Source organism: Paludisphaera rhizosphaerae, assembly GCF_011065895.1.
In the GTDB taxonomy this organism is placed as follows: Bacteria; Planctomycetota; Planctomycetia; order Isosphaerales; family Isosphaeraceae; genus Paludisphaera; species Paludisphaera rhizosphaerae.
This window is the reverse complement of record NZ_JAALCR010000020.1, coordinates 86769-101830: the sequence shown is the minus strand read 5'-3', so window position 1 is coordinate 101830 and position 15062 is coordinate 86769. Positions and strand designations below refer to the sequence as shown.

General features: G+C 60.4%; 13 protein-coding genes. 1 reads left to right on the top strand and 12 read right to left on the bottom strand.

What is annotated here, in order from left to right; genetic code table 11:
• Nucleotides 1-36: 36 nt before the first annotated feature.
• Together G5C50_RS23225 and G5C50_RS23220 are read right to left on the bottom strand one after the other, a co-directional pair.
• Entirely contained in the window at nucleotides 37-1419 is a 1383-nt protein-coding gene (locus tag G5C50_RS23225) for a hypothetical protein (protein ID WP_165073349.1), read from the bottom strand.
• Nucleotides 1420-1744: 325 nt separating this feature from the next.
• Nucleotides 1745-2692: a glycoside hydrolase family 16 protein gene (locus G5C50_RS23220; RefSeq protein ID WP_165073348.1), complete on the bottom strand. Its 948-nt coding sequence runs from the start codon at nucleotides 2690-2692 to the stop codon at nucleotides 1745-1747.
• A gap of 253 nt (nucleotides 2693-2945) precedes the next feature.
• On the opposite strand from G5C50_RS23220, the gene G5C50_RS23215 reads away from it, so the two are divergent.
• Entirely contained in the window at nucleotides 2946-3248 is a 303-nt protein-coding gene (locus tag G5C50_RS23215) for a hypothetical protein (RefSeq protein ID WP_165073347.1), read from the top strand.
• A gap of 119 nt (nucleotides 3249-3367) precedes the next feature.
• On the opposite strand, the gene G5C50_RS23210 is transcribed toward G5C50_RS23215, so the two are convergent.
• The 10 genes from G5C50_RS23210 to G5C50_RS23165 form a co-directional block, all read right to left on the bottom strand.
• A complete protein-coding gene (locus G5C50_RS23210) occupies nucleotides 3368-4027 on the bottom strand; it encodes a phosphoribosyltransferase (RefSeq protein WP_165073346.1) in 660 nt (219 codons plus the stop codon).
• A gap of 47 nt (nucleotides 4028-4074) precedes the next feature.
• Complete coding sequence (locus tag G5C50_RS23205) at nucleotides 4075-5028, bottom strand: glycosyltransferase family A protein (RefSeq protein ID WP_165073345.1); 954 nt, start codon at nucleotides 5026-5028, stop codon at nucleotides 4075-4077.
• Nucleotides 5025-6458 carry a lipopolysaccharide biosynthesis protein gene (locus G5C50_RS23200; RefSeq protein ID WP_206107821.1) on the bottom strand — a complete coding sequence of 478 codons (1434 nt, stop codon included), beginning with the start codon at nucleotides 6456-6458 and terminating at the stop codon, nucleotides 5025-5027. The genes G5C50_RS23205 and G5C50_RS23200 overlap by 4 nt, the downstream gene beginning before the upstream one ends.
• Entirely contained in the window at nucleotides 6455-7633 is a 1179-nt protein-coding gene (locus G5C50_RS23195) for a glycosyltransferase (protein WP_165073343.1), read from the bottom strand. The genes G5C50_RS23200 and G5C50_RS23195 overlap by 4 nt, the downstream gene beginning before the upstream one ends.
• Nucleotides 7634-7758: 125 nt before the next feature.
• Nucleotides 7759-8664: an efflux RND transporter periplasmic adaptor subunit gene (locus tag G5C50_RS23190; RefSeq protein WP_165073342.1), complete on the bottom strand. Its 906-nt coding sequence runs from the start codon at nucleotides 8662-8664 to the stop codon at nucleotides 7759-7761.
• A 26-nt stretch (nucleotides 8665-8690) separates the two neighbouring features.
• On the bottom strand, nucleotides 8691-10982 hold the full coding sequence (locus tag G5C50_RS23185) for a GumC family protein (protein ID WP_165073341.1): 2292 nt from the start codon (nucleotides 10980-10982) through the stop codon (nucleotides 8691-8693).
• Nucleotides 10979-11647 (bottom strand): DapH/DapD/GlmU-related protein, encoded by a 669-nt coding sequence (locus tag G5C50_RS23180; RefSeq protein WP_165073340.1) that lies wholly within the window; start codon nucleotides 11645-11647, stop codon nucleotides 10979-10981. Before G5C50_RS23180 ends, G5C50_RS23185 begins: the two co-directional genes overlap by 4 nt.
• A complete protein-coding gene (locus tag G5C50_RS23175) occupies nucleotides 11641-12603 on the bottom strand; it encodes an NAD-dependent epimerase/dehydratase family protein (RefSeq protein WP_165073339.1) in 963 nt (320 codons plus the stop codon). Before G5C50_RS23175 ends, G5C50_RS23180 begins: the two co-directional genes overlap by 7 nt.
• Nucleotides 12604-12681: 78 nt before the next feature.
• Complete coding sequence (locus G5C50_RS23170; protein WP_165073338.1) at nucleotides 12682-13611, bottom strand: NAD-dependent epimerase/dehydratase family protein; 930 nt, start codon at nucleotides 13609-13611, stop codon at nucleotides 12682-12684.
• A gap of 109 nt (nucleotides 13612-13720) precedes the next feature.
• A complete protein-coding gene (locus G5C50_RS23165; RefSeq protein WP_206107820.1) occupies nucleotides 13721-15022 on the bottom strand; it encodes a glycosyltransferase family 4 protein in 1302 nt (433 codons plus the stop codon).
• Nucleotides 15023-15062 lie beyond the last annotated feature (40 nt).

Here is a 15062-nt window from a genome sequence, read left to right as displayed (position 1 = left end):
TCGGCCAACTGCGTCTGGCGGCACTCCATCCCACACCTATAGTGCGGCGGCCCTGAACGTCATGCCGCGATCGCCCTGAGGGGCGGCGGTGCAACGAAATCCCGTGCACAGCAACACTAAGAGTCCGATGAGCATAGGCTGAACCAGGTATCCACCGGTGAATTGAAAAACGACGAACAGAGCGAGCGTCAGCTCTGGAATTGGGCTGCGGTATAAACTCAACGCGATCAAAGCTGCATAACCAATACCCGCCAAAACACCATACTCGTAGACGACCTTTAATATTGGCCATGCAGACCCTCCCGTGTCATCGGTAATCGTGCCCGCCCCAAGCCCATGGCAAACGTTTTTTCCCGATATCAATATTTCAATCAAAGTCGTAACAGGCATCATCAGACGGCCATGTCCGCTCGACTTCTCAGTGGAAAGCTCCTCGAACCGATGTGACATTTGGCTGCCAAGGCCAGAGGCAAAGGCGACGACTACAGCGATCGTCGCGGCGGCGGATATCGCGGCGATTGTCTTCAAACGCCGCCTGACCAGAACGGCAAGAAAACCGACGGCGAGCATGAGCATTCCTGTGGCTCCTGTGGACCCAATGCAAGCCGCTGCGAAGAAGGCCGCCCGGAGGCGATCTCCATGGACCCGGAGCGCTGTGATCGCAGCGGCCGCGAGATACATTGACACGAATGAAGGTTCTAGAAAAAAGAACCCGTTCGGCCGCATTATTCCAGACTTCCAACCGTATTCAGCCGTATAGACAAACCCTTTTAGCAAGAACTGCGATGGAACGATCCTATCCATGCTGAAGATATCGCCGAGCGGCGTCACATAACAAAGATGCTGCAGAAAGACGATGCCTCCGGGCAAATACATGAATCGAACAAAGCAAGTCGCGATTCTTTCTAGAGCTCGCGAATCTATATCACGCACAAGCAGAAGCCACGCATTAAGCACCACCACGAAAATCATACTCAACCACGATGAATCTGTGACGAACATCTGAGACGTCAGACAGGCGGAAACGAATGCAGCGAAGGCGATACCGCGACGCATCTCGATGCAAGCGCCGCCTTGAATCACGAGGCGTCCTAAGCCGGCCATCATGATGAGCATGGGAATGCTGATCGACATCGATCCAGCCGGGATCGCAAACTTTTGCAGATAAATCAACGAGAAGAACTGGAGTCGGCAAAACGAGACCACGCGTTCCGTCTCGTTTATCGAAGCGTAAGGTGGGGTGAAGCCGCCCACCGCGCGAATCCCAGATCGCTGCTCGATTCGATCGCCTTCCAACCCAGATCGATTCGAGTCTCTCCCACTGGCCGAGGTTGCTGCTCTTGCCATTGCCACCGACTTGTCCGACTCTGGCTGAGTGTCTCCCGTGTGCCGTGTGGAAATCATTGACTTCACTGCCATGTCCTGTCCGTTTGAGCGCTACGAGGGCTGAGAAAGAGGAGAGGCGACATGTCCACGATCTGGCGAGAGACCCCAACAGTCGGGCGTCAACACTCCACCCAGGCCAACTTGGGCCCACACGGCCTAATTGTTTGAGGTCTGGGATCTCTGACCCACGCCGTCCGGGCGAAAGCTTCTAGGATGTTGGACCGTTCGTCACTGGGTGAGAGTTAGGCAAGCAAGGCGATCTCAAGAAGCATCGGGAGCCATTCCGTTTTCGTCGAAACTTCCTTCAATCGGGTTTGCGGCCGACAGTCGAACCCACCGGCTTCCAGCTGGCAGTCGTTCAGTTGGGGATGGTTTGAGAGGCTTTTTCAAGGGTATAGACGCGGACATAATCGATACCCAATCGAGCAGAATCGAATCCTGCACGAATGTCGTTGCCATCCCACCCTCCAGCCCCCATTGACAGGATTATATACATTGGTGAACGCCATCCGTGATTAGAGCATCGATAGACTCGCTCGTCATCGACGTACCATACCAATTCTTCACGAGTCCATAACAGGCCATAAGTTCGTGGGACGGCCGTCTGTTTAATGTCCACCTGCAGACTTTCCACTTTCTTAAACTCGACGCGTTCACCACCCGTTCGATCCTTCCATTTGAATCGCTTGTGAGCGGTATGCAGGGTCTTGCCAGGTCGGACTCCCTGCCCTTCGACGATGTCGATTTCGTCGTCTAATCCTCCTGTCCATTCTCCGTTCCATTGAGTTCCGGTCAGATCTTTGACGGGCGACGACCACAGCCAGAATGCCGGCCACGTTCCTGGGACGTCTGGCATAGCGATTCGGGCCTCCCAATATCCGTAGGTCTGCGAGAACGTCCGTTCGGTCGAAAGCAAACCGGCCGTGAACTTCGCGCCATCGAGTTTTGGGTCATTGGGACGCGTCACCGAGCGAAGTTCCAGACTCACCTTCCCCTCTTCGAGAAAAAATGGGTTCACTCCCGAATAAGCGGGCTCAACGAAGATCGTCTCCTGCGCTCTTCGGCTGCTCGAACCATTCTGATCTCCGTAGAAGAAGCTTGTCTTCCACGTGCCTCGCTTCGTACGCGGCTCGTAGAGGCTCAATTTCGCTCCGTCGAATTCATCCGAGAAGGTCAACTTGCCCAACTTCGAGCGATCAAGACGGTCTTCAGCGCTCCCAACCGCAGGGAATCCTGCACTGGCAATGACCACCGGGATGAAAATGTGGATTACGTATTGTCGCAGCGGCAGGGAATTAATTCGCATCGGCTCCGCTCACTCTTCTTTGGATTGATTGTCGTAACCGACGTACGGTCGTCCGAAGCACGTTGAATGCATGCCGCCCCTGGCGCGTGGTGCAGAGGCCAGTCCGGCGCGAGGCGTCGAGTGGGAGTTCTTGAGGCGACAAGCAGACGTATCGCTTGGCGACTAAGTCTGACTTCCATAGGCGGATGACCTCGATCGCCTCATCGAGGTTGAAAGAAACGAGCCTCCCTTCGGCCGATTCGTGGGAAGGGGCGTGGATCGCGAGGGCGATTCCAGCGGCGATCAGGTCCTCCAAGTTCTCAACTCGGTCGTCTATCAGAGCCATCGCCTCGCGACGCACCCCGAAGCGCTTCTCGACGACCGGGAGGATGAGGCTTTTTCGAAGCCCCTGGGTCAGCAGGGTGCGGAAGCGGCCGTGGCGGACGGCCGCCTTCGCAAGATCCTCAGCCGTCATCACGCCCGCAAGAGAGCCGGTTGGAAGGCCGACGGCCTGAAGAATTCTTGCAGCCTCGGTCCTCGACCGATGCGTCAGTACGACGACTGGGATGCTGAGTGAGGCCAACCGATCGGCGATCCGCTCGTGGAGGCGGAGGATTTCCACACCGTCGAGCAGTGGTGGTCCGCCTTCGTACACGACGACGCCGTCAAGGTCGAGAAGGAGTAACTGCAGGTTGATCATTGCCAAAGCTCGAGTTGATTGGCCGCCAACCATCGTTGGTACTCATCTGTGTGGATCGAATTGCACGACCAGGGGTAGTATTGGATCTCTCGGTGGAGGTAGACGTCGGGTCGAGATTGAGCCTCCGGAACCTTCGGCATCTTTGACCAGCAGAAGACAGCGGTCCTGACGCTCAGTGCGCCGGCCGCTGTCAGAAGCTCTGCAACGCACCGGAATGAGGCGCCGGTCTCAACGCAGTCGTCGACCATCAAGACGTGTTTGCCGGCCGGATCGAAGCCGAGAGACTCACCTGCCGTTTCGAGTGTGTTCGTACGATTCTGAAAGAAGACCCAAAGCGGCTTGAAGGGCCCCCACAAGACGAGCCGTTTTGGAATCCTAAACCGTTTCGCCAGGACTGCTAGTTTCTGCTTATAGCGACTTCCCTTGCGTCGGATCTTGACCATATGTCCCGGGACACCGAGTGTTTCCGAGATCTCTTTCGTTATGAGTAAGGCGCCGTTGGCCAGGCCGACGATTATCTCGGCTGGGGGATCCATGCGGCCGACCTCGTCGGCGAGTTCTCGGGATAACTCCCTGGTTTCGGAGACTGTCGCGTAGATCGTCTGGCCTCGGGCTTCCAGGAATCTCCGGTAAGTCTGGGAGCGGGTATCGATCATGTAGGTGTCCTCGACGCGGTGTTGAGTGCTTCGACGTCCACCAGAGGCTAGTTGAGGGGGTGAGAGGTGGAAGGAACGGGAAGCGGCTCCGCCACGCTTCGGGTAGGAGGAGCGGTGCGCTGGCGGTAGGTCAGCGCCGTTTCATAGTTACCGCCGTCAACGCAAATCAACTGGCGTCGACAATCCTTGTCGTGTCCCGCGAGGTGCATGACGGCGATCTTGGTGTATGGCGGATAGGGTAAGCAGAAGCATTTACGAACCGGATCATAGACGGGCCGGCCTCGGCTGCAGATCCAGTTCAATTCGCCGCCGAGATATGTTGTGGGGATCCGGTCGAGTGCGATGGCCGCCTTCAGGGAATGCTGATCCATGATGATCTTGCCCGACCGTCGCACTGCCGACTCGAACCGACGACGCCAGCATTTCCAGACTGGGTGATCGGCCTTGGCCGCGAAAAAACCATTGTTGATGGCCGGCGATAGATAGACCCGAGTCCCCAGGAACAGTCCGAATCCTAGTATTTGGTTCCCCAGGTTCCACCTCATCAACGGCCAGTCGAAAGGGTAGGCCTCCTCCTCCTCGCGAACAATCGCAAGGCGACCTTCCCAGGCCGCTTCGATGTAACGCTCGTAGAAGACGTCGTCCTGCACCCAGCCGTCGCTGTCGAACCAGAGAAATACGTCGATCCCCGGCAAGAGGTCGGGAAGAGTGCACCTTGCTCCGAAGGCCAAGTTCCTTCGAGTTTTGTGGTGCTCGGGGACGTCGACAATCCAGGGAGCTGTGACGACTTTTGCATCGTGGACGTCGTGGAGGACGGCCTTCTCCTCGTCGGTGAGGCCGAAGTCGAGGACGACCAATTCAAATCCGTAGCGTTCCTTCGCCGAACGGAGCGACTCGACCGCGCCTTCCAGGAGCCAGAAGTAGTTGGAGTCGGCACCAGTAACGACGGCGACCCTACCACGATCGACTGCCGACTCGGGACCGAATTCTCGTGTCTTCATGGAACCTCGTCAGAGCAGCTTTGAGGAAGATCGGGCTGGACCAACGCAAGCGGAGCCGAGGTGAAGGAGTCGATCGTGTCGCGGCCCAGCGGCAACCAGGTCCGGACGCCCAGTCGCGAAGCGCAATAGGCGGCGAGGATCATTTTGAACAATAACGAAGAGCAACCCGCAGCGACGGCCCCGCCCGATAGACCGAAGCGAGGGATCAAGGCTACGGAGAGAACAAGGCTTACAATCGTCGCGGGAACGGAGGCCATCAGGACAGCGAACTGCCGCCCACTCATCGCCGCGAGTTGTTCGCTCGACCCGACTGCAGTACACATGAGTTGTGCGATGCAGAGGATCACGAGAACCGTGCCGCCCTCGGCGTAGTAGGGTCCATAGAGGAATCCCAAGATCGAGCTCCCGGCCCCGAGGACCACAACTGTGATCCCGAACGTCGGCCAGAGGGCGGTCATCGTGGCGCCACGCATCAGGCGCTCCAGCATCTGGCCGTCGCCCTGCGCCTGCAGGCGGGCGATTGGTCCCTGGATCGCAGCGTTCACCGCCACCTGTGGAATGGAAAAGACCACCCAGAGGCGGTAAGCGGCGCCGTAGAGCGCGATCTCGTCTGCCGAACAATAGACCGAGATCATCCACAGGCTAGCGTCGCTCATGAAGCGAAAGAGAAGCCCTGAGCCTAGCAATGGGAGGGCGAAATGGACCAACTCCCAGGAGTTGGGGCCGATGTGAGCTATCCGACCGCGAGGCGGGGCCATCCGCACGAGCGCGACGGCCGCCCCGAGGGTGACGATCGAGGCCACGAGCGCCGACGCCGCAATCGCGCTCGTCAGGGACGTTGCACCGACCGCCCACATGGCAGCGAGGATGACGACCAGCCCGACCCGGTACAGGGTGATCTCGACCAGAGTGCCCAGCATGATCCGATCGAACGCTCGGAGGGCGCAGCTTAGGACCAGACCAATCCCGGACGAGATCATCCAGAGGGCCGCCCAGGCAGCGTTGGTCCGTCCCAAGGGCAGGCCCGGGATGAGACGACGGATCGTCTCATAACCGGCCATATAGCCCACGCCGACTGCAACCAGCCCAATTGTCGCTATCAGAAGTCCTTTGCGGCACGCGCTCCACGCCTCATCGGAATCGGCCATGCCCAGACGGACCCCGACGAATCGAAGGATCGCCTCGCCCATGCTCAGCGCCCCGAGGATGCTGCCGATCAGGACGACCGTCAGGACGAGCACGTACTCGCCGAATTCGGCCGTCGTCAACATCCTTGACAGGAGGACGGTGGACACGAGCGTGGCCGCCGAACCGCCAACGCGACCCAGGAGGCCGAGGGACGATGCCAACAACATCGCCCCGGTACGGCTGAATGTCGTCGTGGACGGGCTTCGATCCATCACACCGGTGGTCTCAGTCGCAGCACTCATGATACAGGAGCCCTCGTCGCGATCCGGTCCTCGATCTCCTGGATCAGTGGCGCGAGGGCTTCCGTCTGGCTGTGAGCCGAGGCGAAGTCATCAGCCGCTCGACTCCAGGAGGGGTCGAACGATCGGGTGTCGACGATGACCCGTCTCCAGACCTCCGGAGAATCGGCCACGGTGACGAACGGTGGAAGGTTGAGGCCGCCGCAGTTGCCCGCCCGGGTCGTGAGAACAGGAATCCCGTGGCCGCAGGCGTCGAGCATCTTGAGCTTGCTACCGACCCCGTAACGGAACGGCAGGATCGCGAAGTGAGATCGCTCGTAGAGATCGACCTTTGCCTCATCCGTGAAGTCGGGCACGAGTTCCCAACCGTGACAGCGACACAGCTCAACGACCGTCGCGGAGGGGTTCGAGCCCGCGACGGTGAAGTCGGCGACATCGCGAAGGATAGGCCAGAACTCTTCAGCGAATCCCCCCAGCGCATCGTTATTCATTTTGTTGGCGAGGTTCCCAAAAAAGATCATCCGCTTCCGGGAAACGGAATAGTCAGGAGCGTTTTTTCTCGGAAGGCTCTCGCAACCGCTCGGGACGAGAAGGTGTCGCAGGTCGGGGCGACGTTCGCGATGATCGAGGAGGTCGGCCTCGGAAATGTGAACCAGGATCACGTCCTTCGGGAGGCCCACCATGACTTCGTCGAGGCGTCGTCGCGAGGTATTCGTCAAACGCCGCACCAAAGGGTTGCGTGACTGGTCGAGATAGCGGTCGTAGAGTCTCCATTCGGAGTTGTGCGTCTCGAGGGCGATCACCTTGGCGGCTGAGAGGTCGGACAACAGATCGATCATCCAAAGCATGTGGATGATGACAATGTCGTGATCGTGGTCGCGGAGGTAGGCTCGTACGGCCTGACGCCACGTCGGGCTCGTGTGCTTGATTTCGTTGTAGTGTCCGGACGTCAGCAACCCCCGGACGACCGCTTCGGACCGCCCGGGCCAGCGTGCTTCGATGCGCGACGACTTCGCGCCTCCATCCGGAGCCAGTTCCAAAAGAAAATCCCGACCGATGACGGTCGCGGGATGCCCCAAATCTCGGAACGCCCGTGCAACTTCAATGACGCGCAGGCTGGCTCCGTCGTGAGCTGGGTCGAGACACATTGGAGCGAGCGACACGACACGTGGCTTCATTGGTGCTTCCTGACTTCGAGCCTGGCTTGTAAGGCGAGTCGGACCGGCTGCGGCTGGCGATGCGGAGGTAAGGGGAGCCTGCTGATTCGATCCGTCCTAACAAAGTCCTCGATGCGCCAAAGACTTCATGGTGCCGAGGAGCGTGGATCGGGCGTGGATGCCATCCTGGGGTTTGTAGAGATCTCCATGGTGGCTTCCAGGCCTGCGAGTAGCGAATGATTGGGGTCTGCGACCTCGGCGATCACCTCGCAGGTTTGGGTCGACGCCTCAATCTCAGCCCCGAGGTGAGAAACCTTGCCGTGGAATTCGTCGTCCTCCAGCGGAAGAGAAGCCCCCTTGACGACGACATGGATGCGGACGGCCATCCCGGTCTTGACCTTCCAGCGTTCGCCGACGTCGAGTCGACCAACGACCTCCAGCAATTCTGTATTCACGATCCGAAGTACGGGCTCACCAACCTGAAGCGACTCCCCCTCACGCTTCAAGACTTCGGCGACAGTCCCGGCGTGGGGACTGACGATCTGTCTGGCACGCACCATCGCCTCGACCTTGGCCTGCTGAAGCCTGGCCAAATGCCGTCGAGTCTCGGCCTGCTCGACGGCCAAACCAGCGATCTCGGCATCCATTCGATCCAGTTCAAGTTGTTCGACGGAGGAAGCGTTGCGACGCTGGAGCATCGACGACGTACTGAGCCTGTAGGCCGCTCGCTTCTGTTCGATCGAACTCAGGCGGACCTCGACGTCGCTCTTCGCCTCGGCGGTACGGAGTTCAAGTTCGGCGCGGAGTTCGCCGTCGGCCAAATTGGCGAGGACCTGCCCGGCTTCGACCCGGTCTCCTCGCCGCACCGTCACCCGCTGCAAAAGGCCCGACTCATTGGAGCCGACCAGCGTCTTTTGGACGAAATCAATCTTGCAATAGGGGACGACCACGTCGGGGACGTCGCCCAGCTCGCCCGCCTGTCCGGAGTTGGAGAGCGCAACGAGGGGCGAAACCGCTAAGCTCAGGATGACGTAGTGCCATGCTCTCGACATTTCGGAATCCTCATCGACCTTACGAATCAAGCGGTGAGTGAAGGAGCCGAGCCTCCGAAAGGCGGCTCGGCCGACTTCCGTCGCAATCCGCCCATGCGATGTGAATCGTCTCTCTCAAACTCGTCCGACTCCTTTCCGGACTCCTCCTTCTGCCTGGCCGGCAATGCTTGCGCCGAGGCTGTGGCGGCCTTGAAGGGCTTCGATTCGAGGACGACGCCGAACACCGGCCGTCCCGATCCCTGAAGGACGTCGCGACAGCGACGGAGGTCGTCGCGACGGGGCCTTTGGCCCTCCAGGACGAAAACCGTTGCGTCGGCGTGTTCCAGGACGATGGTGGACTCGATCGACGTCAAACAAGAGGCCACGATCATGACGACATCATATTCATGTCGAGCTTCCTGGATGATTCGATTCATCTCCCCGCCGACGACCAGGTCGACGAAATCCTCGTCGACCTTCCCGGTGAGGACGACGTCGAAGGAGGCAGGGGACGACCGCCTGACGACCTGCGACAGTGGAAGTGCGTTCCGAAGCGCGCCGACCAGACACCGGTCCGATTCGACGTCGTGATCCATCTCGATCTTAGGCCGTCTCGAGTCGGCGTCGACCACGAGGATTTTGCGGCGAGACCGGGTCAGACCGGCGGCGAGCTCGGCTGCAACCAAGCAGCTCGATTCACCTGGATCAAGGCTCGTTACGAGAAAGACGGTCGCCCCGGAGTCGCGGCGGAATAACTCCAGGTTCGCCCTGAGCCCACGGAACGCCCCAGTGACATCCCCTTCATGCCTAAGTCCGAGGAGGGATTCGGGACCGTCACGCTTGAAGCAGGGAATCCGGCCGAGAATCTCGTACTTCAGAATATCCTCGATCTCGGCGAGCGTTCTGGTGCGGTCGTCGAAGAGCTCGATGGACAGGGCGATCGCCAGTCCGAGGCAAGAACCAGCAGCCAGACCGATCGCCAGGGTCAACCCAGACTTCGGATGGACCGGGACCGCCAAGCTTCGGGCAGGCTCGATGACCTGCAGGCTCGCGCCGTCGTAGTCGTTCGTGAGTTGGGCCTGCTCGAGTTGATCCGTCAGATTGTTCAGGAGCGACCGTTGATGAGTCAACGTCTCCCGAAGGCTCTGTTCCGTAAGCAGGTTGATCTCACGAGAATCGGCTTCGGCCTGGTCAGCGGAGAGGCGCTTCTCGCACTCGGTTTGCAACGCCTCCACGGATGCCAGCGATCTCTCCATCGCGCGAATAAGGTCCGCCGTCTCGTTTCGGCTTCCCCGCGTCTCCGGCCCTTCGATTCGCTGACGAAGTTGTGCAATCCGCTGGTCGAGGTCGACGACCTTCGAGTATTTCGGCCCATAATTCTCGACCAACTTCTCCCGTTCGAGGGCGAGTTGGTGGAGATAGTCGTTTCCGACGCCTTGAGCCGCTCCCGGTCCGAGAAGCTTCAAAAGCTCTCCCGATTCCCCCCCTAACTCGCCCATCGCGTGAAGGATGGCCCATAAAGCCATGCCCTCGCCTGCGAGCTTCCGAGCGATGTCCAACTGCGAACGCAGCCGGACCGCCTTGACCATTGCGTCGTTGGCGGCGCGTCCCCAACTCTCGAGACGCAATTCCCCCAGGGGGCGTCCTTCCTTCGTCGCGGCTAGATCGGGGTGGGACTTTCGGAAGTCCAGGTACTTGTGCTCCGAAGCGTCGATCTCGCCCTTCAGCGCGGCCTGGGCTTTCAGGATGTGTTCGATCAGACGGGAGTTCCCCTGCTGATGCATGTCTCGCAGGAGGGATTCGCGATAGGCCTCGACCACCGCCTCGACGAGTCGAGTGGCCTCTTCGGCCGATCCTGCATCGCAACTGACGCCGACGATGTTCGCCATTCGATCTGGCCGGGAAACCCGAATCCTCTCGATCACCTGCGCCGCCAATTCACCTTCGCGATCCTCTGCCGAGGCGCGGATCGTCGGCAGCGCCGTCGGACCGAGCGCCGCAATCGCTCGATTCACGATGAGGGGGCTGGAGATCAAGGCCATCTGAGTCGGCAGGAAGTCCTCGCGATCCGGAGTCGGGCTACCTGCCCGTTCAACGTTCTGGGCGATAATCAATGGCCTGCCCCCTTCCGGGGTGAGCAGCAGCCGAGCCGTGGCGCGGAAGGTCTTCGGTGTCGTCGCCAGGTAGGCGAGAGCCAGAGCAATCCCGACGGCGCACGCGGTCGCGATCAGCGGCCAGTGGAATCCCGCGATCCGGCACACTCGCTTAAGATCGGCGTACACCGTAAGCGAGGCGTCGAGATCGGTTGCGTTACGTCGGCTCGAGGGAACTGACTTCATAAGGGGGCGGCCTCGGGATTTCCCATTTGACTGACGAGGTCTCGTTCGGGGTTTTCGACCCAGCGATTCCGTTTGAAGGTCGCCGGGTTTCCGCCGTAGATTCCACCTGACGCCAAGGATCGATGGACGACGCTGCCTGGCGTCACGATCGCGTTGTCGCCGATGGTCACGCCCATCTGCACGATGCAACGCGACGTGATCCAGACTCCGTCGCCAATGCGAACCGGCTTCGTGACGAGATGCATCGTCTCCGCGATGTCGTGCGATCCCGTCGTGATGAACGTCTCTTGGGAGACAACCGAATCGCAGCCTATGGTCAAATGGTCCTGGTTGTGAAACCAAACTCGCTCGCCGATCCAGCAACGATCGCCGACCTCCAACTTCCACGGATATTTGACTCGGACGTCTCTGATCAGCGTCTCGACGCCGATTTTCGCTCCGAAGAGGCGGAGTACGGCCACCCTCAGTCCTGAGGAGATCTGCAGGGGATTGCTAACGAGCAAAGCCTCGGTAAGCATCCAGACGGCCTCAAACCAGACGGGCTTGGTGCGCGGGGATAGATTCTTCGGCAGCTTGCTCAACCGGATCGGGGGGCGCGCCGCGGTAGCTTCGGTCTGATGGACCCCGTTTGCAATCTCCGGATGCGAAACGCCGGCGTTCACCATTTTTCATCCGCCTGGGCCTTATTAGCCCTGTACCAGGCGATCGTCTTCCCAAGTCCGTCCGCGAGCCCCGTCGGCGCCGACCAACCTTCCAGAGCCGATTTCATCCGGGAGATGTCCAGAACCTTGAATGCCGCTCCATCTGGCTTGTCGACGCTCCAGGTGAGCTTGCCGCGGAAGCCGGAGGCCGCGTGGACGGCCTCGGCAAGCTCCTTGATCGAGGTCCCGACGCCGGTGCCGATGTTCAAGGGCGTCGCGACGTCCGAGTAGTGCTCCGCCGCCAGGAGGATCGCCTCCGCGCAATCCTCGACGTAGATGAACTCTCGGACCGGCTTGCCCGTGCCCCAAATCTCGACGCTTGGCGCGCCCGCCTGCTCCGCTTCGACGAACTTACGGACCAAGGCCGCGACGACGTGGGATCTGTCAGGGTTGTAGCTGTCTCCCGGGCCGTAGAGGTTCGTCAGGATGAGGTGGATGGAATCGAGCCCGTATTGCCTCTTATAGGCCAACCCCTGCACGGCCATCATCTTCTTCGTCAGGCCGTAATTAACGACGCTCGCATGACAGGGGCCAGCCCAAAGGTCCTCCTCATTCAGGAGGCCTTCAAGATACCCCGGGTAGCTGCATGCCGTCCCGATCGCGATGAACTTTCCAACCTTCGCCAGGCGCGCGGCCTCCATGAGGTTCGCGCCCATGACGAGGTTGGTGTAGTAGAGCGTTGCAGGCTGGGTCTGGTTGATGCCGATCCCGCCGTAGTATGCGGCCGCATGGAAGAGCACGTCGCAGGGGTGTTCCAACAGGCACCGGAGCGACGCGTCGAGGGTCGTCAGGTCGTAGTCGCGACGACGTGGTACGTAAACTTGAGCGCCATAGCCCTCGAGCCGACTCACCAGGTGTCGCCCCAGAAAGCCCGCCCCTCCCGTAACGGTCACTCTCTTGTTGGACCAGAAACTCTGCATCACCACCTCCGCTTCCGACTCCGATTCCGAGTGAGGCCGGCGACGCGCATGGCCGCCGTACGATAGGGCTTCCCCCGCTCAGACGTTCGCGAATGGGTTTTGGAAGTCGATCAGGCGGGCCGCCTGGACGAGTTCGGCGATCCCGTGGCCCAGGTCGATCGTCGTCTCGAAACCTTTGCCGCGGATTTTTTCGTAGCTCACCTCGTAGTTGCGTTGATCGGCGTCGCTCCCCACCTCGGCGAAGTGGAGGTAATAGTCGACGTGCTTGAGGATCTGGCGAGCGACGTCCTCCTTGGTGAAGTTCATGGATTCGTGCCCAACGTTGTATACGTCGTCCTTCATCGCGTCCCAGTTGTCGAGCGCGAAGAGGATCGATCGAGCCATGTCACGGACGTGGACGAAGGTCCGCTTGAATCCGCCCTGGTAGACGATGAGATTGCGGTTCTTGACAGCCTGGTAGGTGAAGTCGTTCGGCATAAGGTCGAGCCGCATCCGGTTGCTCACCCCGAAGGCCGTTGCATAACGGTACGCCACGCTATTGCCGGCCTCCAGGACCATTTGCTCGGCCTTAGCCTTGGTCTCGCCGTACAGCGTGATTGGAGCGCGGGGAGTGTATTCGTTGCAGACGTAGTCCGGGACTGATCCGTAAATGCTGCCGGTCGAAGCGAAGACGACCTTCTGGTCGGGCTTGCGCTGTTCGAGCACGTTCCTCGTCCCGTCGACGTTCGTGGAGACGGCGAGTTGGGGCTCCTTCTTGCAGGCGGGATAGCCGACGATCGCAGCGAGATGGACGACCGCATCGACGCCTTCAAGGGCCTTCTTGACGCCGACCGCGTCGGTGACGTCACCCTTGATCAGTTCGAATCGAGAGTCCTGGCAGCAAGGTAGGAGGCCGTTCCCGCCGAACTTGAGCAGGTCATAGACCCGGACCTTGTGGCCGCGTTGGAGAAGCATGGGAACAAGGGCTGAGCCGACGTAGCCGGCCCCGCCTGTGACGAGAACTCGCATGATCAAAATCCTTTGCTGTTATGCCCTGCCACTCGGCAGGTCGTGATATATGAAGATGGTCAGCCGGCCGAACGCGTCGGGTCCGATCATGCCCTGGCCGCGCTAGGGCTCATACGTTTTCGACCGCGGTCGGACGGGGGAGACCGGCGGCGACCGGGTGTGCGGCCTGGGCTCGGACGAGTTCGCGGATCGCCCCCTCGAAACGATCGAGACAGGCTTCGCGCTGGTAGTTCTCCGAACGCTTCAGAGCGTTGAAGCGCCAATGGTCGAGCCGCTCCGGCGAGGCTGAGAGCGAAGTCAGAAATCCGCCGACCCGGTCGCAGTCGTCCCAGGAGAACCAGGGGCCGACGTCGTGGCGATGCATCTCGATTCCCAATGGGCTGTCTGGGCTGCAGACGGCGAGGATCGGCGTCCCAGACGACATGGCCGGGATCGATTTGCTCGGGAAGAAGGAGGCGCGCTTGTCGGGCTTCTCGGTGATCACGAACAGGTCGGCCTCGTGGAGATTGCGGACGAAGCCCGGCTCGTCCACGAGCGGCCCGAACTCGAAGCGGGGATCCTGCGTCGAGGCGACCCACTCGTGGACCTGGGCGGCAGCGCCGCCGCACCCGTTGATCCGAAATTCGAAGTCGGCGTCACACTGCTGGAGGATCTTGCAGAAATCCAAGAGCCCCTGCTTGCCTCCGATATTCCCTGAATAGAAGAGCCTAAGCGGTCGCCCGGTGGACCCCGCGGACTTGGGCGGGAGGCAGCGGATCGTTTCGGCCATCGTCGGATGGAGCCAGTCTGGGATCAGGTAAAGCGGCTGTCGACGTCGGCTCAGACCACTGAGCTGCTCCAGCATCACCGGCGAGATCGTGCGCCAGGCGTCGGCGCGGTTGAACAGGATTCGCTGGGCGAACCGGAGTAGACCGCGAACGACTCGGCTTTTCGCGACCCCTCCGGCAGCTGCGGCATCCGCCGGCAAATCCTGGACGTTCAGGAGGACGGGCGTTCCATGGACCAGTTTGTGCAACGCGGCATAAGCGACGCTGCCCGCCAGCGGGCAGAAGACGACGACGGCGTCGTACTTGCCGCCGCGGAACAATGAACGGCTCAGCGAGGCCGCGAAGGACAATTCATACATTATTCGCTGGACGATCGATTGCGGCCGGCTTGGGATGAACATGCCGTGCCGCTCGACTTGGAGAGCGCCCACGCTCTCCCGCTCAATCCGAAGGCCGTTGGAACCGCTTTTGTCGGTCCACTCGGGGTAGTAAGGGTAGGCGCAACGAACCGTCACCTCCATCCGACGCTCGGCCAGGCCGTGGCAAAGGTCCGTGAAAATCGGCGCCCCGCCGCACGAATCAGGCAGTAGCAAATGCGTGATTACTAAAATCTTTATGTCTTTACCGTTGTATGCGCACGTCATGTCTGGAGCCTCGCAGTTTCGGGGACTCGAAGTTGACAGG